Origin of the sequence: Tardiphaga sp. vice304, assembly GCF_007018905.1 — a bacterium.
Lineage (GTDB): Bacteria > Pseudomonadota > Alphaproteobacteria > Rhizobiales > Xanthobacteraceae > Tardiphaga.
Window position 1 is genome coordinate 2,481,633 of the sequence record NZ_CP041402.1, and the last position, 23,315, is coordinate 2,504,947.

Sequence of the window (23,315 nt, forward strand, 5' to 3'; positions counted from 1 at the left end):
GACGAACCAATTTCTCGCATCTGCGCGGCCTCGTTCGGCGCGCGGTGCCGCCGACGGAGCGCTGCGATGACCTTTACCGATATCTTCATCAAGCGGCCGGTGCTGGCGGTGGTGGTCAGCCTGTTGATCCTGCTGATCGGCTTCAAGGCGGCGACGTCGCTGCCGATCCGGCAATATCCGAAACTGTCGAACACCGTGATCACCATCACCACGGTGTATCCCGGCGCGTCGCCGGACCTGATGCAGGGCTTCATCACCACGCCGATCGAGCAGGCCGTCGCCGCCGCCGAGGGCCTCGACTACATGACCTCGGCCTCGACCCAGGGCCAGAGCCTGATCTCGGTCTACATCAAGCTCAACAACGACCCCAACGCCGCGCTCACCGAAGTGCTGTCGAAGGTCAATTCGGTCAAATATCTGATCCCGCGCGAGGCCAACGACCCGGTGATCGTGAAATCGACCGGCACCACCACGGCCGTGATGTATCTCGGCTTCTCCAGCGAGGAACTGTCGGGCTCGGCGATCTCCGACTATCTGACGCGCGCGGTGCAGCCGGTGCTCTCCACGGTCGACGGCGTGGCCTCGGCCGACATCCTCGGCGGCCAGACCTTCGCGATGCGGCTGTGGCTCGACCCGCTGCGCATGCAGGGCCGCGGCGTGTCGCCGGATGACGTCACGGCGGCGATCCGCGCCAACAACTTCCAGTCGGCGGCGGGCCAGACCAAGGGCTACTACATCGTCTCCAACGTCACCGCCAATACCGACCTGCAGAACGTCGACCAGTTCAAGCGGATGATCGTGAAGGCCAAGGACGGTGGCTTCGTTCGCATGGAAGACATCGCGACCGTCGAACTGGCGGCGCAGAGCTCGGATGCCAGCGTCGCGTTCAACGGCGAGCGCGCCATCTTCATCGGTGTGCAGTCGACCCCGCAGGGCAACCCGCTGAACATCGTTAAGGGCGTGCGCGCGCTGTTCCCGGAACTGGAGCGCAGCCTGCCGCCGTCGCTGAAGATGAAGGTGGCCTATGATTCGACGAAGTTCATCACCTCGTCGATCAACGAGGTGCAGAACACGCTGATCGAGGCGGTGGTCATCGTGATCGTGGTGATCTTCCTGTTCCTGGCGTCGTTCCGCTCGGTGATCATCCCGGTGGTGACGATCCCGCTGTCGCTGATCGGCGTCTGCAGCCTGATGCTGGTGATGGGCTTCTCCATCAACATGCTGACGCTGCTGGCGATGGTGCTGGCGATCGGCCTCGTCGTCGACGACGCCATCGTGGTGGTGGAGAACATCCACCGCCATCTGGAGGAGGGCAAGTCGCCGGTGCAGGCGTCGCTGGAAGGCGCGCGCGAGATCGTCGGTCCGGTGATCTCGATGACCATCACGCTGGCGGCGGTGTATGCGCCGATCGGCTTCCTCAGCGGCCTGACCGGCGCGCTGTTCCGCGAATTCGCCTTCACGCTGGCGGGCTCGGTGATCGTGTCCGGCGTGATCGCGCTGACGCTGTCGCCGATGATGTGCTCGGTGCTCTTGAAGCAGGAAGAGGCCGGCTGGTTCGCCAGGAAGGTCGATCGCGTGTTCGGCGCCACCACGCGCTGGTATGGCCGGCAGCTCGATCGCTCGCTCGACTACCGGCCGATCACCGCTTTGTTTGCGGTGGTGATCCTGGGCCTGGTCGGCTTCATGTATGTCAACACCTCCAAGGAACTGGCGCCCGAGGAGGATCAGGGCATCCTGTTCGCCGTCACCAAGGCGCCGAAATACGCCAACATCGATTACGCCAATTTCTACAGCGACAAGATGGACAAGGTTTTCCAGAAGTTTCCGGAAACCGATCTGCGCTTTATCATCAACGGCACCAACGGCCCCTCCAACGGCATCGCCGGCATGGCGTTGACGCCGTGGGACGAGCGCACGCGTTCCTCGACCAAATTGAAGCCGCTGGTGCAGGCCGAGCTCAGCAAGATCGAGGGCACCAGCGTGTTCGCCTTCAACCTGCCGGCGCTGCCGGGCGGCCCGGGCGGCCTGCCGATCCAGATGGTCATCAACTCCACCAACGGCTTCCAGTCGGTCTATGAGGAGATGAACAAGCTGAAGGCCACCGCGCGCAAGAGCGGGCTGTTCATCGTCGCCGACAGTGACCTCGACTACAACCAGCCGGTGGTCCGGGTGAAGATCGACCGCAACAAGGCCAATGATCTCGGCATCACCATGGCCTCGATCGGCAGCACGCTGTCGACGCTGCTCGGCGGCAACTACACCAACCGCTTCAACCTCGAGGGTCGTTCCTACCAGGTGATCCCGCAGGTGCCGCGCGCGATGCGGATCTCGCAGGATTCGCTGTCGAACTATTACGTGCCGACATCGACCGGCCAGCAGGTGCCGCTGTCGACGCTGGTGACGGTGGAGACCGCCACCAACCCGAACGCGCTGTCGCACTACAACCAGCTCAATTCGGCGACCTTCCAGGCCGTGCCGATGCCGGGCGTCACGGTCGGCGCCGCGGTCGACTTCCTGGAGAACGCCGCCAAGCAGCTGCCGTCGGGCTTCAACCATGACTACCTCGCCGACAGCCGGCAATATGTGCAGGAAGGCAACCAGCTCGCGATTGCCTTCGGCTTCGCGCTGATCATCATCTTCCTGGTGCTGGCCGCGCAGTTCGAGAGCCTGCGCGATCCCCTGGTCATCATGATCTCGGTGCCGATGGCGATCTCGGGGGCGCTGATGCCGCTGTTCTTCGGTCTCGCCACGATCAACATCTACACCCAGGTCGGCTTGCTGACGCTGGTCGGGCTGATCTCCAAGCACGGCATCCTGATGGTGGAGTTCGCCAACGAGCTGCAGCTCAAGGAAGGGCTCGACAAGCGTTCGGCGATCGAGATGTCGGCGCGCGTGCGGCTGCGGCCGATCCTGATGACGACGGCGGCGATGGTGGCCGGCCTGTTGCCGCTGCTGACTGCTGCGGGTGCGGGCGCAGCCAGCCGGTACTCGATCGGCCTCGTCGTGGTGTCCGGCATGATGATCGGAACGCTGTTCACGCTGTTCGTGCTGCCCGCGGTCTATGTCGCGATCGCCACCGACCATCGCGCCAGCCGCGAGACCAGGCGTGCTAAGGAGATCGAAGAGTTCGACATGCACGACCACGCCGCCCCGGCGCTGCGCCCGACCTGAGCGCCGCGCTTCACCTCTCCCCGACGGGGAGAGGTGAAGACCGCATTGACTCTGGAGTACTTTCTCATGACGCGTGACTTCGCCGCCGGCAACTACCGCTATCTTCCGGCGGGTTTCCAGTTCTCCAGCGGGGTCGCCGCCGATCCGGATTTCGAGATCGAGCGCGTCCGCTTCGACAAGCCTGTGGCGCTGGCTGACGGCTTCTCGCTGATAGCCGATCATATCCTGGGCGCGGGGCGTCCGCTCACCGCGCTGTGCGCCTGCGAGCTGCGTTCGCCGGCCGCGCTCGACGGCGACGGGTTTCGCGATTTCAACCGGCATTACGTCAAGACGCTGGTGGAGTGGGAAATTTATGACGGCTCGAGCGAGAACAATCCGGTGGCGCGCAGCAATGTCTGCCCGGAGATCGATCCACCCGCGGAGCCGTCCTTCTATGCCTTTTCCTTTACGCGGCCGGCACTGGGGGCGAGCCCGACCTGCGTGATCGCCGGCAGCGGCGAGTCGCGCGGCGGCGACGGCGGCTATCCCGAGCGCCTGGTGCGCTACCGCGATATGAGCCCGGACGGATTTCGCGAGAAGGTCACCTTCACAATGGCCGAGATTCTGGCGCGGCTGTCGGCGCTCGGCTTCGGCTGGAACGACGTTACCGGCACGCAGGTCTACACCGTGCATGATTTCCACGCGCTCGCCGCCGACGAACTGGTCCGCCTCGGCGCTGCGCGTGCCGGCCTGACCTGGCACTATGCGCGTCCGCCGGTGGTGGACATGGAATTCGAGGTCGATGCACGGCGCGTGATGCGGGAGATGGTGATCTAAGGCTCTTAGCTCGAACGCCTCTGTTGTCGTCCCCGCGAAAGCGGGGACCCATAGCCTCCGTCCGCAGTGAGGCGACACGCCGTTTGCCACAACGATCTCTCGCTTCATATCGACAGCGTGTATGGGTCCCGGCGTTCGCCGGGACGACACGATAGGATGGAGAGCCGCTGCGGAGTTACGCCGCTTTCGCTTCGCTCAGGTGTTTCGCCACAATCCGCAGATCCTCGACGAAGTGCGCATACTCCCGTGCGCGGGCTTCTTCGTCCGGCAATCGCAGCAGGTAGGACGGGTGCACCGTCACCAGCACGCGGGTCTTGTCATCGAGTTCGAGGATGCGGCCGCGGGTCTTGGCGATCGGCGTGGCCTTGCCCAGCACGCTATGCGCGGCCGTGGCGCCCATCGCCACCACCAGCTCGGGCTGCACCGAGGCCTTCTCGCGCTCGTACCACGGGCGGCACGCCTTGATCTCGGCGATGCCCGGCTTCTGGTGCAGGCGAAACTTGCCGCGCGGCACGAACTTGAAGTGCTTCACCGCGTTCGTCATGTAGACCTTGCCGCGGTCGACGCCGGCTTCCGCCAGCGCGCGGTCGAGCATCTGCCCGGCCGGACCGACGAAGGGGTGTCCGGCCAGATCCTCCTTGTCGCCGGGCTGCTCGCCGACCATCATCACCGAGGCCTTTTGCGGGCCTTCGCCGAACACGGTCTGCGTCGCGTCCTTCCACAACTCGCACATCCGGCAATGGCTGGCCTCGTCGCGCAGCGCCGCGATGCTTTCGGTGTCGGCGTGAACCCGTTTCGGCATCGGCGCCTCCCGGTGCTGCAGGCGTTTCGGTTCGGTGGGCGGGCTTGCGATCATCGCGCCGCTGAGTTTCTCGGCCTGCTCGATCAGCGGCCGGATCAAGGCGGCCTCCGGCAGGTTCTTCCAGTATTTCTTCGGCATCTCCGACTGCATGGCCTTGGTCTTCAGCCGCGCCGGATTGAAGATCGAGGCGTAATAGGTCAGCCAGGTCTCTTCCAGCCGGTCCTCGCTTGGCGCGTCGGATTTCGGCACGCCCGGCGTGATCGAGACGGCATGGCCATCCCAATGCGCGCAGACGTCCGGCGTGAGAATCGACCACGCCATGTCGGCGAAGCGGCGCGTGAAAAACGGCGTGGTGGCTTCGACGATGTGATGCTCGGGCTCGAACCAGGCGACGAAGCGCGACTTCGGTTCGCGGCCGATCTCGCGAAAGCGCACGAAGGCCGTCATCTTGTGCTTGTCGCGGCGTACCGCCTTTGACAGCGCGTGGAGCTTCGCGATGTCGGGATCGGTCGCGACCTGCAACAGCTCGTGGTTCGAGCGCAGCCGCCACAGCACGCGGTAGAGCAAAGCGAAGCGTTCGGGGGCGCTGTGCAGGATCACGGTTCTGGCGAGATCGACGAAACTCGCGGAGACGTTGAAGGTGCCGGCCGGCGTTTCCAGCGGCGGCGTTTCGCGCGGCGCGGCGAACAGTTCGGGCTCGTCTGTCGGCGCCGACCAGGTGACGTCTTCCGGCTTGATATTGTTGAGCGCCAGGGTCCGCGCGGCCTTGCGCCAGCCGTTGAAGTCGGTTTCGCTGTCGAGGGTGATGAAGTGCATCGGTTTTCTCTAAAACCCGAACCCCAGCTGTGTCGCTTTCGGCTTGAAGCGCGCGGCGAGGTGCGCGCCGTCGAGCAGATGCACCGCGGGCCGGTGATCGGGGAGAACGATGAACGGCAGCGCCTTGTTCCGCGGGATGTGCAGTTTGGCGAGGTCGCCGACGCGGATCGAACTGATGCGCCGCGTTGCGATGATGCGGTCCACTGCCTTGGCGCCGAAGCCCGGTACGCGCAGCAAATCCTCGCGGCTCGCCTTGTTGACGTCGAGCGGGAAGCGCTCGCGGTTGCGCAGCGCCCAGGCGAGTTTGGGGTCCATGTCCAGGGACAGCATGCCGTCGTCGGCGCTGACGATCTCGTCGGCATCGAAACCGTAGAACCGCATCAGCCAGTCGGCCTGGTAGAGGCGGTGCTCGCGGATCAGGGGCGGCGCGCGCAATGGCAGCGCACGGCTGGAATCCGGGATCGGGCTGAACGCGGAGTAATAGACGCGCTTCAGTTTGTAGGAGCCGTAGAGGTTGGCCGAGGTCGAGATGATGGTCTGGTCGGTCGCGGCATCCGCGCCGATGATCATCTGCGTGCTCTGTCCCGCCGGCGCAAAGCGCGGGCCGACATTGCCGCGCGGCGTGATCTTCTTCGCCTCGCGCGCCTCGTCGAGCTTCAGCCGCAGCCGGCCCATGGTGCGGCGGATGGCGCGGACGTCCTTCTCCGGCGCCAGCGTCGCCATGCTGGCTTCTTCCGGCACCTCGATGTTGATGCTGAGCCGGTCGGCATAAAGGCCTGCCTCGGTGATCAGCGCCTCGTCGGCTTCCGGGATCGTCTTGAGATGGATGTAGCCCTTGAAATGCCGCTCGCGCAGTTTTCGCGCGACCGCGACGACCTGTTCCATCGTGTAGTCCGGGTTCTTGATGATGCCCGACGACAGGAACAGGCCCTCGATGTAGTTGCGGCGATAGAAGTCGAGCGTCAGCGTGACCACCTCGTCGACCGTGAAGCGGGCGCGCTGTACGTTGCTCGAGGCGCGGTTGACGCAATACAGGCAATCGTAGTTGCAGGCATTGGTGAGCAGGATCTTCAACAGCGAGATGCAACGGCCGTCGGGCGCATAGGAATGGCAGATCCCCATGCCCGGCGCGGTCGAACCCACGCCCTTGCCGTCGCGGCTGTCCTTGCGCTCGCTGCCGCTGGACGCGCAGGACGCATCATATTTGGCGGCATCCGCCAGGATCGCCAGCTTGCGTTGCACGTCCATTATTTGAATCCCTTTGATTCCATTGACGTAAAAAATTGCTTCGGTCGGCCGGTCTGAATCGCGTTGACTCCGCCGACCCTCTTAGCTTTATAATAGAACATAGCATGAACAATTGAGCCAGTCTTTGGTTCTCTAAACATCTGAATTACTGGCAATCTGAGGAGCGACGCATGAGCGGCGATCGCACAACCATGCTTGCGCATCTGCGCGGCAGCATCGAACGCGTCGAGACGCATTCGGATACCTACGCGCCCGATCGGGTTCCACTGGGCCATGCCGAGGCCGATGCCGCATTGAAGGGCGGGCTGGCGCGCGGCGCGCTGCACGAGGTGTTCTGCGAGGGACGCCAGAGTGCCGCGGCGACCGGCTTCATCGCGGGTCTCGCGCGACGCATCAGCCCGGACCGGCCGCTGCTGTGGATCCGGCAGGATTTTGCCGAGCGCGAGACTGGCGCACTCGCGATGAGTGGCTGGAACGAACTCGGGCTCGATCCGCGCGGCCTCGTCACGGTGCGCGCGCCCGATGTCGAGACGGCGTTGCGCACCACCGCGGACGCTCTCGCCTGCGACGCGCTGGGCGGCGTGGTGCTGGAGAGTTTTGGCGAGAGCAGGCAGTTCGATCTGGTCGTCAGCCGCAAGCTGACGCTGGCGGCGCGCGGCTCCGGCGTCACGGCGTTGTTGTTGCGCGTCGCGGCGATGCCGACGGCGTCGACCGCAGAAACCAGATGGATCGTGCGCTCGGCGCATTCGCCGCCCGGCAATGCCTGGCAGGTATGGGGCGCGCCGATGCTGGACGCGCAACTGGTTCGCAATCGTCATGGCCCGAACGGCCAATGGATCATGGAATGGAAGTCTGATGAGTGTGTTTTCCGTGAAGCGACGTATGCTCAGCCTGTTCCTGCCACGGCTGCCCACCGACCGCCTGCAGCGGCTGCGCACGCGCAGCGGCGCGCCGGATAACAAAGCGTTTTCGAGCGAAGTGGGGACCGGTTCGCGCGAAGAAAACGCGTCCAACCAAAAAGCCAACCCGGTCATCGTTGTCGCCAAGCACAGCAACGCGCTGCAGATCGCGGCACTCGATCATGCGGCGGCCAAACTCGGACTCGAAGTCGGCCTGCCGCTGGCCAATGCCCGCGCGATGTGCCCGGACATCCAGGTGTTCGACTCCGATCCCGCCGCCGACCGGCTGCTGCTCAACCACATCGCCGACTGGTGCGACCGCTTCACGCCCTTGGTGGCGCTCGACGGGCCGGACGCGTTGTTTCTCGACATCACCGGCTGCGCGCATCTGTTCGGTGGCGAGGCGGCCTTGATGCAGATGCTGTGCGCCGCGCTGGCCGCGCAGGGCTTTGTCGTGAGTGCTTCGATCGCCGGCACCTCGATTTGCGCGCGCACGCTGAGCCGCAACAGCCACGGCCGGATCATTGCGGACGGCGCGGAGGCCGAGGCGGTCAAGGCGTTGCCGGTGTTCACGCTCGGCGCCGCAGAGGCGATCACGCGCGGGCTGCGCCGCGCCGGGCTGAAGACCATCGGCGACGTCGCCTCGCGCGCGCGCCACGAGATCACCGCGCGGTTCGGCGCGGAATTCACGACGCTGCTCGAGCAGGCGCTCGGGCAATCTGATGCGCCAATCTCCCCGCGAAAACCGCTGCCGGATTACATCGTCGAAAAACGCTTTCCCGAACCGGTCGCGACCGACGGCGTGATCGCCGCGACGTTGTCGAGCCTCGCCGCGATGCTGGTCGGCGCGATGGACAAACAGGGCAAGGGCGCGCGACGGCTGGAAGCCAGCTTCTTCCGCACCGACGGCGCGGTGCGCTCGATCACGGTGGAGACCGGGCAGGCCGTGACCAAGGTCGCGGTGATCGAGCGATTGTTCCGCGAGCGGCTGGATTCGATCGCCGATCCGCTCGATCCCGGCTTCGGCTTCGACCTCATTCGGCTGTCGGCGAGGCGCACCGAGATCGTGGTGCAGCAGCAGCGCGACCTCGACGCCAATGTGCACGACAATGACGAGTTGGCCGCGCTGATCGACCGCATCGCGGCGCGGATCGGCGCGAAGCGCGTCGTCGTGCACCTGCCGGTCGACACCCATATTCCGGAGCGCGCGATGGCGATGGCGCCGGCGCAGCATCAGTTGATCGTCGCCTCGCAAGCGGTGTGGCCGGCGCGCGCGCCGGACGAGCCGCCGTTGCGGCCGCTGCGGCTGTTCGCGTATCCCGAACTCATCAAGGTGATCGCCGGCGTGCCGGACGGCCCGCCCGCGCAATTCCGCTGGCGCCGCGCAACGCATGCCGTGGTGCGCGCCGAAGGGCCGGAGCGCGTCGCGATGGAATGGTGGCGATCGCACGGCGAACTCCTCACGCGCGACTATTTTCGCGTCGAGGACGAGGCCGGTCTGCGGTTCTGGCTGTACCGCGACGGCCTCTATGGTCGCGAGAAAATCTCCGAAGAGGGCCTACCGGTGTCGCCCGACTGGTTCATGCACGGACTGTTCGCGTGAATGACTACGCCGAGATCGGCATTACCACGAATTTCTCGTTCCTGCGCGGCGGGTCGCATCCGGGTGACTACGTACACCAGGCCAGCGAACTGCGCATTCCCGTCATCGGCCTCGCCGATCACAACACGCTGGCCGGCGTGGTGCGGGCCTATAATGAACTCGACAATGACGAGGTCGTGCATAAGCCAAAACTGCTGATCGGATCGCGGCTGGTGTTCGCCGACGGCACGCCGGATATCCTGATCTACCCGAAAGACCGCGACGCCTATGGACTGCTGTGCCAGTTGCTGACGCGGGGCAAGCGCGCCGCCGGCAAGGGCGAATGCCACCTCGCGCTCGGCGATCTGCTGGACTTCGCCGAAGGCCAATTGCTGGTGCTGACGCTGCCGCATCGTTTCGAGACGGCTGTGGCGCTGGTTGTACTGGCGCAATTGAAAGCCAGCCAAGCCGATGGCGTGTGGCTGGCGGCGAGCATCCTGTATCGCGGCGACGATCGCCGCCGCCTGGCGCTGCTGCAGCGCGTCGCCGACACCGCGCGGGTGCCGCTGCTCGCCACCAACGAGGTGCTGTACCATCATCCCGACCGCCGCCCGATCCAGGACGTGCTGAGCTGCATCCGCGAGAAGGCGACCATCGAAACCATCGGCACGAAGCTCGAGGCCAATGCCGAGCGCTTCATGAAGCCGGCCGCCGAGATGGTCCGGCTGTTCCGCGACGCGCCGGACGCCATCGCCGAGACGATGCGCTTTGCCGGTCGCATCACGTTCTCGCTCGACCAGTTGAAATATCAATATCCCGACGAGCCGGTGCCCTCCGGCAAGACCGCGCAGCAGCATCTCGAGGATCTGACCTGGGAAGGCTACGCGAAGCATTTCCCGAACACGGTCGACGCGAAGCTCGAGGCGACGCTGAAGAAGGAGCTGCGCCTGATCGCCGAGCTGAACTACGCGCATTACTTCCTCACCGTGCACGACATCGTGCACTTCGCGCGCGGCCAGAACATCCTGTGCCAGGGGCGCGGTTCGGCGGCGAATTCGGCGGTCTGCTACATGCTCGACATCACCTCGGTGAACCCCGCCGAGGTCGACCTGCTGTTCGAGCGCTTCATCTCCAAGGAGCGGCTGGAGCCGCCGGACATCGACGTCGACTTCGAGCACATCCGCCGCGAGGAGGTGATGCAATATGTCTATCGCCGCTACGGCCGGCATCGCGCCGCGATCATCGCCACCGTGATCCACTACCGCCCGCGCTCGGCGATCCGCGACGTCGGCAAGGCGCTGGGGCTCACCGAGGACGTGACGTCGGCGCTGGCCGATACCGTGTGGGGAAGCTGGGGCCGCGGCCTCAACGAGATGCAGGTGCGGCAGGCCGGGCTCGATCCCGCCAATCCGATGATCTCGCGCGCCATCGAGCTGGCCTGCGAGCTGATCGAATTCCCGCGGCATCTGTCGCAGCATGTCGGCGGCTACGTGCTGACGCAGGACCGGCTCGACTCTTACGTGCCGATCGGCAATGCGGCGATGGACGACCGCACCTTCATCGAATGGGACAAGGACGACGTCGACACGCTGAAGATGATGAAGGTCGACATTCTCGCGCTGGGCATGCTGACCTGCATCCGCAAATGTTTCGATCTGATCCAGCAGCACAAGGGCCAGCGCTTCGAGCTGCGCGACATCAAGGCCGAGGCGCTTGATGCGAAACCGGTGTTCGCCATGCTGCAGCGGGGCGAGTCGCTCGGCGTGTTCCAGGTCGAGAGCCGCGCCCAGATGAACATGCTGCCGCGGCTGAAGCCGAAGAATTTCTACGACCTCGTCATCGAAGTCGCGATCGTGCGGCCCGGCCCGATCCAGGGCGACATGGTGCATCCCTATCTCCGGCGCCGCAAGATGAACCCGGAGGACATCGAATATCCCTATCCGAAGGGCGGCGACAAAAACGAGCTCTACAACGTGCTGCACAAGACGCTCGGCGTGCCGCTGTTCCAGGAGCAGGCGATGCGGATCGCCATCGAGGCCGCCAAATTCACCCCGGAGGAGGCCAACGGCCTGCGCCGCGCCATGGCGACGTTCCGCAATGTCGGCACCATCGGCTCGTTCGAGCAGAAGATGGTCGGCAACATGATCGCGCGCGGCTACGATCCGGAGTTTGCCAAGAACTGCTTCGAGCAGATCAAGGGTTTTGGTAGCTACGGCTTTCCGGAGAGCCACGCCGCCGCGTTTGCGCAGTTGGTCTATGTGTCGTCGTGGCTGAAGCACTACCATCCCGACGTATTCTGCTGCGGATTGCTGAACTCGCAGCCGATGGGATTCTACGCGCCGTCGCAGATCGTGCGCGACGCGCGCGAGAACGGGGTCGTGATCCGCGACATCGACGTCTCGTTCAGCCACAGCCAGAACACGCTGGAGCCGACCAGCCGGAACTATCACGCGGTGCGGCTGGGCTTCCGCCAGATCGACGGCTTTGTCTGGGGCGATCCCGACGAGCAACGCGAACGCGCGAAAGCCGGCAAGCCAGCCGCGGAGGACTGGGGTGCGCGCATCGTTGCAGCAAGGACGCGGAACCCCTTCACCTCGCTGGAGGACTTTGCCCGCGACACCGCGCTGCCGAAGCGCGCGCTGATCGTGCTGGCGGATGCGGATGCGTTCCGCTCGATCGGGCTCGACCGCCGCGCGGCGCTATGGGCGGTGCGAAGGCTGCCGGACGACGTGGCGCTGCCGTTGTTCGAGACCGCGCAGGCGCGCGAACAGCCGGATGAACACGCCGCCCCCTTGCCGCAAATGCCGCGCTCCGAGCAGGTCATCGCCGACTACCAGACGCTGCGGCTGTCGCTGAAGGGCCATCCGCTGGAATTTTTGCGCGCGATGTTCGACGCCGAGAAGGTCACGACCTGCAAGAGCGTCTCGGAAACCAAGGGCAACGGCCGCCGGGTGCGTTGCGCCGGCGTGGTGCTGGTGCGGCAGCGGCCCGGCAGCGCCAAGGGCGTGATCTTCATGACGCTGGAGGACGAGACCGGCATCGCCAATGTCGTGGTCTGGCCCCAGGTCATGGAGCGGTTTCGAAAAGAAGTAATGGGCGCGCGGCTGCTGATGGTCGAAGGCACTATCCAGTCGAGCGAGGAGGGCGTCGTGCATCTGGTGGCGGCGCGATTGATCGATCGCAGCTTCGAGATGAACCGGTTGTCGGACAATCTGGCTGCCCGGCCGGCCTTGGGGGTAACACCATCCGAGCCGCTCAACGACGACCGCCGCGAGCACCCTGACACCCCCGCGCAGAAAATCCAGCATCCGCGCGACGTCCGCATCCTGCCCAAGTCGCGGGATTTTCATTGAGGCTTCTTGCCTCGTCCCGTAAAGAGCGGGAAGGTGAGGGCTACGGCTGTCGGCGTCTCGTCATATGGCGATGTTAATCGGACGCGACGGTCGTCAAGCTCGATGTTGCAGAGCAGCAAGAGCGAGCCATGTCCAATGCGTTCACCTCACTGTCCGGTTTTTACAAAAAATCGTACGTACGCATGCGTTTTTGATTGTGTGACGGTCAGAATGCGCACTATTAGCGCGTAGACGAGACAAAGTGACGCGGGCTGGTCCTTCTCCGATATTGGGTGCTCGAAAAATGAATTTTAAGCAACGATTTCCGTCCCTTGGCAAAAAGCGCCTCGCCGTTGGCGGGGCTGCTGCTCTGGTCGTTTTGATAGGTATCGTAGCGCTGACGCGGAGCGGCGAGGCGCCGCGCAGCAATTCCGAAGTTTCGAGCCAGTCGCGCAAGAATCCGACGCGCTATGTGACCACCCCGGCCGAATGGGCCAGCCTGACCGTCGAGCCGGTCAGCGCGCGGGCGTTCCGCGCCGAGCACGTCACCGAAGGCAAGATCGCGGTCGACGAGGACAAGTCGACGCCGGTATTTTCGCCCTATGCCGGGCGGGTGACAAAGCTGCTCGCCAGGCCGGGCGACAGCGTCCGTGCCGGCCAGCCGCTGTTCACCATCGAGGCCGCCGACAATGTCGGCGCGCAGAACGATTTCATTACCGCGATCACCAGCCTCAACAAGGCCAAGTCGCAGCTCGATTTGGCGACGATCCAGGACAAGCGCGCCAAGGACCTCTCCGAAGGCCGTGCCATCCCGCTGAAGGACTATCAGAAGACCCAGGCGACGCTGCTGCAGGCGCAGAACGACCAGCGCTCGGCCGAAACCGCGCTGGAAGCCGCACGCAACCGGCTGCGCTTTCTCGGCTTTACCAATGAGGCGATCGCCGCGTTTCAGGACCAGGGCAAGATCAACCCGGAGACCACGATCTATGCGCCGATCGCGGGCGTCGTGGTGGCGCGCAAGATCGGCCCTGGCCAGTTCGTCAGCGCCGGCGCCACCGATCCGGCCTACGTGATCGGCGACCTCTCCACCGTGTGGCTCACCGCTTTCGTGCGCGAGACCGAAGCCTCCGAGGTCGAACTCGGCCAGGAGCTGACCTTCAACGTGCTGGCGCTGCCCGGCCGTGTGTTGACCGGCAAGATCAACTACGTCGCCACCGCGCTCGATCCTGCGACGCGCCGGCTGATGGTGCGCGCCACCCTGGACAATGCCGCCGGATTGTTGAAGCCGGAGATGTTCGCCACCGTGACGATCTACGCGCCGGGCGACCAGCCGACCGTCGGCGTGCCGCGCCAGGCGCTGATCTACGAGGGCGACCAGGTCCGCGTCTGGGTCGCGCATGATGACGACAAGACGATCGAGCTGCGCGTCATCAAGACCGGGCTGGTCAACGGCAATCTGGTCGAGGTCTCCGGCAATTTGCGGCCGGGCGAGCGCATCGTCACCAGGGGCTCGCTGTTCATCGACCGCGCGGCGTCATCGTCCTAACTCCCAGCTTCGGCTTTTCTGAAAGGTCCGATCTGGATGGATCGTCTCGTTGCCCTTGCCGTCAACCGCCGCTTTCTGATGGTGGGGCTGTTGCTCGCCGTGATGATCGGCGGGGTGTTCGCGTTCAATCAGCTCAACATCGAGGCCTATCCGGATCCGACGCCGCCGATGGTCGACATCGTCACGCAGTCGCCCGGCCTGTCGTCGGAGGAGATCGAGCGCTACATCACGATCCCGATCGAGACCCAGGTCGCAGGCATCAAGAACCTGAAGGTGATTCGGACGATCTCGCTCTATGGCCTGTCCGACGTCAAGCTGCAGTTCTCGTTCGACTACACCTATGACGAAGCCTTGCAGCAGGTGCTGAACCGGCTGTCGCAGCTCGCGCCGCTGCCGGGCGGGGCGCAGCCCGGCATCTCGCCTTTATCCGCGGTCGGCGAAATCTTCCGCTATCGCCTGGTTGGTCCGCCGAACTATTCGGTGCTCGATCTCAAGACGCTGCAGGACTGGGTGCTGCAGCGCCGCTTCCGCTCCGTGCCGGGCGTCATCGACGTCACCGGCTGGGGCGGCAAGACCAAGACCTATGAGATCCAGGTCGAGTTCAGCAAGCTCGTCGCCTACGGCCTGACGCTGCCGCAGCTTCTGACCGCCGTCGGCAACGCAAACATCAATGTCGGCGGCAACACCGTGAACATCGGCGCGCAATCCGCCGTGGTGCGGGGCGTCGGCCTGATCCGCTCGGTCGAGGATCTCGGCAACACCATGATCTCGCAGAGCGGCGGCAATCCGGTGCTGGTCAAGGACGTCGCGACCGTCTCGGTCGGCGAGAAGCCGCGGCTCGGCATTGCCGGGCTCGGCCAGGACGACGACATCGTTCAGGGCATCGTCTTGATGCGCCGCGGCGAGAAGTCGTCGCCGACCATCGCCCGCGTCGAGAAGGCGGTGCACGCCATCAACAATTCCAGCATCCTGCCGCCCGGCGTGCGGATCGAACGGATCTACGACCGCAAGGACCTGATCGACGTCACCACCCACACCGTGCTGCACAACATGGTGGTCGGCATCCTCTTGATCGTGTTCCTGCAGTGGCTGTTTCTCGGCAATCTCCGCAGCGCGCTGATCGTCGGCGCCACGATTCCGTTCGCGCTGTTCTTCGCCGTCATCATCCTGGTGCTGCGCGGCGAATCCGCCAATCTGCTGTCGGTCGGCGCGATCGATTTCGGCCTGATCGTCGATGGCACCGTCATCATGGTGGAGGCGATCTATCGCCGGCTGTCGCACACCACCGAATTGTCGGAGGCCGAAGCCAGCGGGATCTCGCCTGAAACCGTGATGGGCATCAAGAAGCACGGCATCCTGTCGGCCTCCGCCGACGTGTCGCGCTCGATCTTCTTTGCCGCCGCGATCATCATCGCCGCCTTCCTGCCGTTGTTCACGCTGTCCGGCGTCGAGGGCAACATCTTCGGGCCGATGGCGCGGACCTATGCCTATGCGCTGGCCGGCGGGTTGATCGCGACCTTCACCATCACGCCGGCGCTGTCGGCGATCATCCTGCCGGCGCATGTCGAGGAGACCGAGACCTGGATCATGCGGATGCTGCACAAGGCCTATATGCCGATCCTGACCTGGGCGGTCGCCAGCCGGAAGATCGTGATGGCCGGCGGCATCGCGCTGGTGGTGCTGACCGTCATTCTGGCGCGGCTGCTGGGCCTCGAGTTCCTGCCCAAGCTGGAAGAGGGCAATTTGTGGATCCGCGCCACGCTGCCGCCGACCATCTCGCTGCAGGCCGGCAATTCCTATGTCAACGAGATGCGCAAGCTGATTGCCAAGCAGCCCGAGGTGGAGTCGGTGGTGTCGCAGCATGGCCGCCCAGATGACGGCACCGATGCAGCCGGCCTGTTCAACGCCGAATTCTTCGCACCCTTGAAGCCGTCGACCGAATGGCCGGCGCCGCAGGACAAGGACGCGCTGACCGCGCGGCTCCTGAAAGAACTTCAGACGAAATTTCCCGGCGTCGAATTCAACTTCTCGCAATATCTGCAGGACAACGTCTCGGAAGCCGTCTCCGGCGTGAAGGGCGAGAATTCGATCAAGCTGTTCGGCAATGATCTGCAGCAACTGACCGAGACCGCCAACAAGATGAAGGCGGTGCTGGCGACGGTGAAGGGCGTCACCGATCTGGCGGTATTCACCTCGCTGGGCCAGCCGACCATCCAGATCGACATCGACCGCGCCAAGGCCGCGCGCTACGGCCTGTCGCCGGGCGACGTCAACGCGACGATCAAGGTCGCCATCGGCGGCGACAGCGCCGGCGATCTCTACGAGCCGGGCTCTGATCGCCACTTCCCGATCATCGTGCGATTGGCGCCGGAATATCGCAAGAGCGCGGAGGCGATCCATAATCTGCGGATCGGCGCGCCCGGGCCGAACGGCACCATCACGCAGATCCCGCTCAGCGAAGTCGCCAATATCAATCTGGTATCGGGTGCGGCCTATATCTATCGCGAGGGCCAGGAGCGCTATTTGCCGATCAAGTTCTCGGTGCGTGAGCGCGACCTCGGCAGCGCCATCAAGGAAGCGCAGGACAAGATCGCCGAGTTGGTGCCGCTGCCGCCGGGCTCCCGCGCCGAATGGGTCGGCGAGTTCGGCAATCTGCAGGACGCCATCGCACGTCTGTCGATCGTGGTGCCGATCAGCCTCTTACTGATCGGCGTGCTGTTGTGGTTCAACTTCGGATCGATGGCCGACACGCTCTTGGCGATGAGCGTGATCCCGATGGCGATCTTCGGCGGCGTGGTGGGTCTGCTGATTTTCGACATTCCGTTCAGCGTCTCGGCGGCGATCGGCTTCATTGCGCTGTTCGGCATCGCGGTGATGGACGGCATTCTGATCCTGTCGCAGTACAACCAGCTGATCGACGAGGGCTATGAACGCATCAAGGCGGTGATTCGCACCGGCGAGTTGCAACTGCGCCCGGTGCTGATGACCTGCATCGTCGCGGGCATCGGCCTGTTGCCGGCGGCGCTGTCGGAAGGCATCGGCTCGCAGGTGCAGAAGCCGCTGGCGGTAGTGGTCGTCGTCGGCATGATGCTGGCGCCGTTCGTGATCCTGATCACGCTGCCGGTGCTGATCTCGGTGTTTTCAAGGAAGGTAAGGTAGGGGCACATTGCCTTCCTTCCCTCTCCCCCGCGCGAAGCGAAGCTTCGCTAGGTGGGAGAGGGTGGATCGATCGCTCTAGCGAAGCTTTGCTTCGCACGGGCGGTCGAGACGGGTGAGGGGTGCTACAAGCTCTGTCGCCTAGTCGCCCCCTCATCCGACGCGGACTTCGTCCGCGCCACCTTCTCCCACAAGGGGAGAAGGAAGAAGTGCGCAACTGGCGCTCCAGTCCCCCACACTTCGCGCTTTGACGTGCGTCAACGTGCGTGCGGCCATCGCATGACAGGGTCGATGTTTTCGTCCCTGGAATGGAATCCCGATGCTCTGGCAATCCGTTGCGACCGAGTGGCTCAGCCTGATTTTTCGCTGGCTGCATGTGGTGGCGGCGATGGGCTGGATCGGATCGTCGTTCTACTTCATCGCGCTCGATCTCAGCCTGAAGCCGGGGCAGGGCCTGCCGGACGGCGTCAAGGGCGAGGCGTGGCAGGTGCACGGCGGCGGCTTCTACCGCATCGTCAAATATCTGGTGGCGCCGGCGGCGATGCCCGACGAACTCACCTGGTTCAAATGGGAGGCCTATACGACCTGGCTGTCCGGCTTCGTGCTGGTGGTGATCGTGTACTACCTCGAGGCCGACCTATTCCTGGTCGATAAATCGGTGATGGATCTGACGCCGCTGCAGGCGGCGCTGTTCAGCTTCGGCAGCCTGGTGCTGGCCTGGCTGTTGTATGAGATGGCGTGCCGCTCGGGTCTTGCGCGCCACGAGCTGCCGTTCGCGATCGGTGGCTACCTGTTCCTGGTCGGGTTGACCTACGCCTTCACCCATGTGCTGAGCGGCCGCGGCGCCTTCAACCAGATCGGCGCCATCATCGGCACCATCATGGTCGCCAACGTGTTCGCCACCATCATTCCGAACCAGAAGAAGATCGTCGCCGCGCTGATCATGGGGGACACGCCGGACCCGCGCTGGGGGGCGTGGGGCAAGGAGCGGTCGCTGCACAACAATTACCTGACGCTGCCGGTGATCGTGCTGATGATCAGCAACCATTACCCGCTGTTGTTCGGCACCCGCTACAATTGGGCGATCGTCGCCATCGTGCTGGCGCTCGGCCCGGTGATCCGGCATTTCTTCAACGCCCGCCACGCCGGCAAGAAGTCGCCCTGGTGGGTGTGGGGCGTGGCCGCGCTGGGCATGATCGGAATTCTGCTGCTCTCGGCGGCGGGTCCGCGCGACGCGCATCTCGGCGCGCTGCCCGCGAAGGTCGATTTCGCCGCGGTCGAGGAGATCGTCACGAGCCGCTGCAGCATGTGCCACGCCGCCGAGCCGGTGTGGTCGGGCATCGTCACGGCACCCAAAGCGATCCTGCTGGACGATGCCAACCATATCCGCCGCTATGCCGCGCTGATCGGCCGCAACGCCGTGTGGTCGAGCGCCATGCCGCCCGGCAACATCACCGAAATGACCACCGAGGAGCGCGCCACCATCGCCACCTGGCTGGCCGCTGGAGCCCCGAACTGAGCGGGCGCGTGCCCGCCTATCGTGCGGCAAATGGTATCGCGGCGTGCAAAGCCGGGGTTCCCGGACGCCGGGACGTTTATTGCACGGTGACAAGCGGGATTTTCACGCCCGCAGGGGATCAAAACCGAACGCTCGGTCGTTGAAACCGTATCCCGGCGTGCACGTCTCGTGCCCGTCGGTTCACCCGTGTTCCGAAAGCGTTCGAATCCGCTATTGTCTCTCCCATATTCGAAACGGTTTCCCGGCGCATCGCCTGCCGACAGCGCCGCTGTTGCGCCTTTCAGAGATTATTGATGCTGACTACCGTTGATAACGTCGATCTGACCAATTGCGATCGCGAGCCGATCCATATCCCCGGCAGTATTCAGTCGCACGGCTGTCTGCTGGCCTGTGACGGGTCGGTTGCGATGGTGCGCCGTCATTCGGTCAATACCGCTGCGGTGCTCGGCCTCGCCGGCCGCGAGATCAACGGTGCCACGCTCGACGATCTGATCGGCGAGCAAGCCACGCACGATATCCGCAACGCGGTGGCGCGCTGGGGCAATCTGCCGCGTCCGGGCCTGATGACCAACGTCCGGCTGGCGCATTCGCCCGGCCTGTTCAACATCGCGGTGCATCGCCACCAGGGCATCAACATCGTCGAATTCGAGCCCGCCAACGCGGCCGAGACGACCTCGCCGCTGGAACTTTCGCGGCTGCTGATGGGGCGGATCGCCCAGGTCGCCGACATCAATCAGCTGTTCGACACCGGCGCGCGGCTGCTGCGCGCCGCACTCGGCTACGACCGCGTGATGATCTATCGCTTCGCCCCGGACGGCGCCGGCCAGGTCATCAGCGAGGCCAAACGCGGCGATCTCGAGAGTTTTCACGGCCAGCACTTTCCTGCCAGCGACATTCCGCAGCAGGCCCGCGTGCTCTATTTGCAGAACACCATCCGCATCGTGTCGGATTCCAATGGCGAGCGGATTGCGATCGAGCCTGAGATCGACGCCTCCGGCGAGCCGCTCGACCTGTCGTTCGCGCATCTGCGCAGCGTCTCGGCGGTGCATTGCGAGTATCTGCGCAACATGGCCGTGGGCGCGTCGATGTCGATCTCGATCGTCAATGGCGGCAGGCTGTGGGGGCTGATCGCCTGCCACCATTACGAGCCGCGCGTGCTGCCGATGGAAAAGCGCGTTGCCGCCGAAATGTTCGGCGAGTTCTTCTCGATGCAGCTCGAGGCCCTGATCCAGAAGCAGCGCATCGCGGCCGCCGCGCGCGCGCGCGAATGCCTCGATCGGCTGATGCTGAACGTTGCGCCGCATGGCGAGGTCGAAGAGCTGCTGCGCGATAGCGTGCAGGATTTCACCGCGCTGATGCCGTGCGACGGCGTCGGGCTCTACATCAACCGCACCTGGACCACCTATGGCACGGTGCCGCCCGCGGCGGCGGTGCCGGTATTGATGGCGTTCGTGAGTTCGGTGGCCGAGGGCGACGTCTGGGCCACCAATGCGCTGAGCGAACGGCTGCCGAGCGCGGACGCCTACCGCGCCGACGTGTCCGGCGTGCTGGCGGTGCCGCTGTCGCAACTGCCGCGCGACTATTTGGTGTTCTTCCGTAAAGAGGTCTTGCAGACCGTGAACTGGGGCGGCGATCCCACCAAGCGTTACGAGAGCGGCCCGCTGGGCGACCGTCTGACGCCGCGCAAGAGTTTTGCGATCTGGAAGCAGGAGGTGGATCGGCAATCACTCCCCTGGCTCGCCAATGAGCGCGAAGCGGCGGAAGCCGCGCGCATCGCGCTGGTGGAAGTGGTGATGCGCCATAGCGAGTTGTTGGCCGAAGAGCGCCACAAGACCGATTTGCGCCAGAAGATGCTCAATGAGGAGCTCAACCACCGTGTCAAGAATATCCTGGCGCTGATCAAGTCGCTGGTCTCGCACCCGGTCGAACTCGGCCACAGTATCGAAGACTATGTGAAGTCCTTGAAGGGCCGCATCCAGGCGCTGTCGCTGGCGCATGACCAGGTGATCCGCGGCGGTGGCGGTGGCGGGCTTCGTGCGTTGATCGATGCCGAGCTTTCGCCGTACCGGGATTCAGTGGCCGACATTTCGCTCGACGGTCCTGACGTACTGCTCGATTCGCGCGCGTTTTCCGTGCTGGCGCTGGTGCTGCATGAGCTTGCCACCAACGCCGCCAAATATGGCGCGCTGTCGGTCAAGGACGGCCGGCTGTCGTTGCGCTGGGAGCGTACCGACGAGGGCGATTGCGAGATCCGCTGGCTGGAGCGCGATGGCCCGCGCGTCGGCGCGATCGCCAAGCCCGGCTTCGGCTCGATGCTGATCGGCCGCAGCGTTCCCTACGATCTCGGCGGCGTGAGTGAGGTCGATTATGCGGAGGAGGGCGCGCGGGTCAAACTGCTGATCCCCGGCCGCTTCGTCACCTGGACGGCGCCGCTGGCCAAACCCGACCTTCCAGCCCGGGTCGTCAACGCGACGCCGCAGGCGTCGATGCGCGGGCTGAGCATCCTGATGGTCGAGGACCAGTTGCTGATAGCGATGGATGTGCAGACCATGCTGGCGCAGGAGGGCGCGGGAACGGTGGAAACCGCCTCCTCGGTGAAGGAGGCAATGCATAGTCTGACGATCTTCCAGCCGGATATTGCGATCCTCGACGTCAACCTCGGCAATGGTAGCTCGCTTCCGGTCGCGCAGGCCTTGGTTGCGCGTGGCATCCCGTTCGTATTCGCGACCGGCCACGGCGAGACCAGCCTGATCCCAAGCGAACTCGGTCATGTTCCGATCGTGCGCAAGCCATACGACGTCACTACGCTGATCGCGGCGCTGACATTGGCGATGGGGAAGAACGGCTAGGCGTTTCTTCCCTCGCACCGCAGCGGGACGATGTGAACTGCTACTTCCCGCCCGGTGTGCGCAGACCGTGCCAGGCGTCGCGGACCTGGTGGTAGTGCACCTCGGGCAGGTAGTCCGGGGTGTTGAGGCCGAGCGACTTGACGTCTAGGCGGCCGATCGCGCTGAGCAGCGAATAGGAGGCGATCACGCGGTCGCGTTGCGAGCCGATCAGGCGGGCCTTTGCCGACACCAGATCCTGCTGCGAATTCAGCGCATCGACCGTGGTGCGCTGGCCGCTCTGCGTTTCGCGCAGCACGCCCGTCAGCGCCACGCCGGCGGCGCGGACTTCGGCTTCGGCGGCGGTGACCGCCGCCTTGGCGCCTTCGTTCGAGACCCAGGCGGCGGTGGCCGCGGTGCGCGCCTGGTTGCGGACCTGCTCGAGCACCAGACGACTCACCGACGACAGTTCCTTGGCCTGCCTTGTCTGCGCCGCGGCGAGGCCGCCATCATAGATCGGCGCGTTCAACTGGCCGATGATCGAGGCCTGGTCGGTGCCGAACGTACCCAGCGTCGGGTCGGAATCGCGCGAGCGGCTGGCGCTGCCCTGCAAGGTGATGGTCGGCAGCAGGCTGCTTTCGGCGACCTTGATCGTGGTGGTGGCGACGTCGACGTCGAAGCCGGCGGCGAGCACGGCGGGGTGGCCCTTGAATGCCAGCGCGACGGCATCCTCCCGGCTGCGCGGCAGCAGGCGGTCCATCGGCTCGGCCGGGCTGAGCCGCGATGGCGCGGCGCCGATCACCGCGGCATAGGTCGCCTGGCTGATCGCCAGATTGACTTCGGCGGCGTTGAGGTCGGCCTGGCCGCGCGCGAGGCGGGCCTCGGCCTGCGACGCGTCGGTCGGGGTGACGTCGCCGGCATTGAGTCGCTTCTGCGCGATGCCCAGCGTTTCCTTCAGCGAGGTGACGTTGGCGCGTTGCGCCTCGACCAGCGACTGGTTGGCGAGCACATTGGTATAGGCAATCACGGCATCGAGCAGCACGCCCTGGCCGACATTGCGCAGCGCTTCGCGGCCGGACTGCACCTGCGCCTCGGCAACGCGGACGCTGTTGGCGGTCTTGTTGCCGTTATAGAGCGTCTGGGTGACGGTGACGCCGATCGTCCACGGTTTCAGCGTGGCGCCCGCGATGGTGTTGTCGACCAGCAGGTTGCGCACCGCCTGCAGGCCGTAGCCGAGCGTCGCATTGACCTGCGGCCGGTAACCGGCCAGCGCCTGCGGCACGTTCTCGTCGGTGGCGCGCTGCCTGGCGCGTTCCGCGTTCAACTGCGGATTGGACTGATAGGCCCGTGCCAGCGCTTCCGCGACGGTCTCGGCGCGCGCTGCGCCGACCGCCACAACGCTGCAGCCGATTACGCCCAGCGCGAGGCCCGTGCGGAGCACGCGCGAAGCAGCGAGGCCCGATCTCCCGTGATTCCGAATCATTTTATCCCAAAGCAGTCTTCGAACGTCCGCCCCCGCCGACGTCCACCGTATCTTTAGAGGGCGCAGCCTTCACAGGCAAACCATCCGGTGAGCAACCCTCGTGCTTTGGCGTGTTCCCCA

General features: G+C 64.9%; 12 protein-coding genes. 9 read left to right on the forward strand and 3 right to left on the reverse strand.

The annotated features are described in order from the left end of the window. Positions 1–66 precede the first annotated feature (66 nt). Entirely contained in the window at positions 67–3,171 is a 3,105-nt protein-coding gene (locus FNL56_RS11725) for a MexW/MexI family multidrug efflux RND transporter permease subunit (RefSeq protein WP_143582004.1), read from the forward strand. A gap of 66 nt (positions 3,172–3,237) precedes the next feature. Beyond that, complete coding sequence (gene cnbZ, locus FNL56_RS11730; protein ID WP_143572885.1) at positions 3,238–3,987, forward strand: 2-amino-5-chloromuconate deaminase CnbZ; 750 nt, start codon at positions 3,238–3,240, stop codon at positions 3,985–3,987. Positions 3,988–4,162: 175 nt separating this feature from the next. On the opposite strand, the gene FNL56_RS11735 is transcribed toward cnbZ, so the two are convergent. Together FNL56_RS11735 and FNL56_RS11740 are read right to left on the reverse strand one after the other, a co-directional pair. After that, entirely contained in the window at positions 4,163–5,605 is a 1,443-nt protein-coding gene (locus FNL56_RS11735; RefSeq protein ID WP_143572886.1) for a UdgX family uracil-DNA binding protein, read from the reverse strand. A gap of 9 nt (positions 5,606–5,614) precedes the next feature. Continuing rightward, the gene (locus tag FNL56_RS11740) at positions 5,615–6,853 is read right to left on the reverse strand and encodes a putative DNA modification/repair radical SAM protein (RefSeq protein ID WP_143572888.1); all 1,239 of its coding nucleotides are present in this window, start codon (positions 6,851–6,853) and stop codon (positions 5,615–5,617) included. Between the two features lie 170 nt (positions 6,854–7,023). On the opposite strand from FNL56_RS11740, the gene FNL56_RS11745 reads away from it, so the two are divergent. The 7 genes from FNL56_RS11745 to FNL56_RS11775 all read left to right on the forward strand — a co-directional run bounded on the left by FNL56_RS11745 (position 7,024) and on the right by FNL56_RS11775 (position 21,736). Further along, positions 7,024–7,812 carry an ImuA family protein gene (locus FNL56_RS11745; protein ID WP_143582005.1) on the forward strand — a complete coding sequence of 263 codons (789 nt, stop codon included), beginning with the start codon at positions 7,024–7,026 and terminating at the stop codon, positions 7,810–7,812. Further along, the gene (locus FNL56_RS11750; protein ID WP_246661532.1) at positions 7,709–9,355 is read left to right on the forward strand and encodes a Y-family DNA polymerase; all 1,647 of its coding nucleotides are present in this window, start codon (positions 7,709–7,711) and stop codon (positions 9,353–9,355) included. Before FNL56_RS11745 ends, FNL56_RS11750 begins: the two co-directional genes overlap by 104 nt. Beyond that, on the forward strand, positions 9,352–12,687 hold the full coding sequence (locus FNL56_RS11755) for an error-prone DNA polymerase (protein ID WP_246661645.1): 3,336 nt from the start codon (positions 9,352–9,354) through the stop codon (positions 12,685–12,687). Before FNL56_RS11750 ends, FNL56_RS11755 begins: the two co-directional genes overlap by 4 nt. 283 nt (positions 12,688–12,970) lie before the next feature. Beyond that, positions 12,971–14,212, forward strand: a complete 1,242-nt coding sequence (locus FNL56_RS11760; RefSeq protein WP_143582007.1) for an efflux RND transporter periplasmic adaptor subunit — start codon at positions 12,971–12,973, stop codon at positions 14,210–14,212. 36 nt (positions 14,213–14,248) lie between these two features. After that, positions 14,249–17,371, forward strand: coding sequence for an efflux RND transporter permease subunit (locus FNL56_RS11765; RefSeq protein ID WP_143572893.1), 3,123 nt, complete (start codon positions 14,249–14,251; stop codon positions 17,369–17,371). A 316-nt stretch (positions 17,372–17,687) separates the two neighbouring features. Further along, positions 17,688–18,887, forward strand: coding sequence for a urate hydroxylase PuuD (locus FNL56_RS11770; protein ID WP_143572895.1), 1,200 nt, complete (start codon positions 17,688–17,690; stop codon positions 18,885–18,887). A 293-nt stretch (positions 18,888–19,180) separates the two neighbouring features. Continuing rightward, entirely contained in the window at positions 19,181–21,736 is a 2,556-nt protein-coding gene (locus FNL56_RS11775; protein WP_143582008.1) for an HWE histidine kinase domain-containing protein, read from the forward strand. Positions 21,737–21,776: 40 nt separating this feature from the next. Here the strand turns inward: FNL56_RS11775 and FNL56_RS11780 are convergent, their stop codons facing one another. After that, positions 21,777–23,195 (reverse strand): TolC family outer membrane protein, encoded by a 1,419-nt coding sequence (locus FNL56_RS11780; RefSeq protein ID WP_143572899.1) that lies wholly within the window; start codon positions 23,193–23,195, stop codon positions 21,777–21,779. Positions 23,196–23,315: the final 120 nt, after the last annotated feature.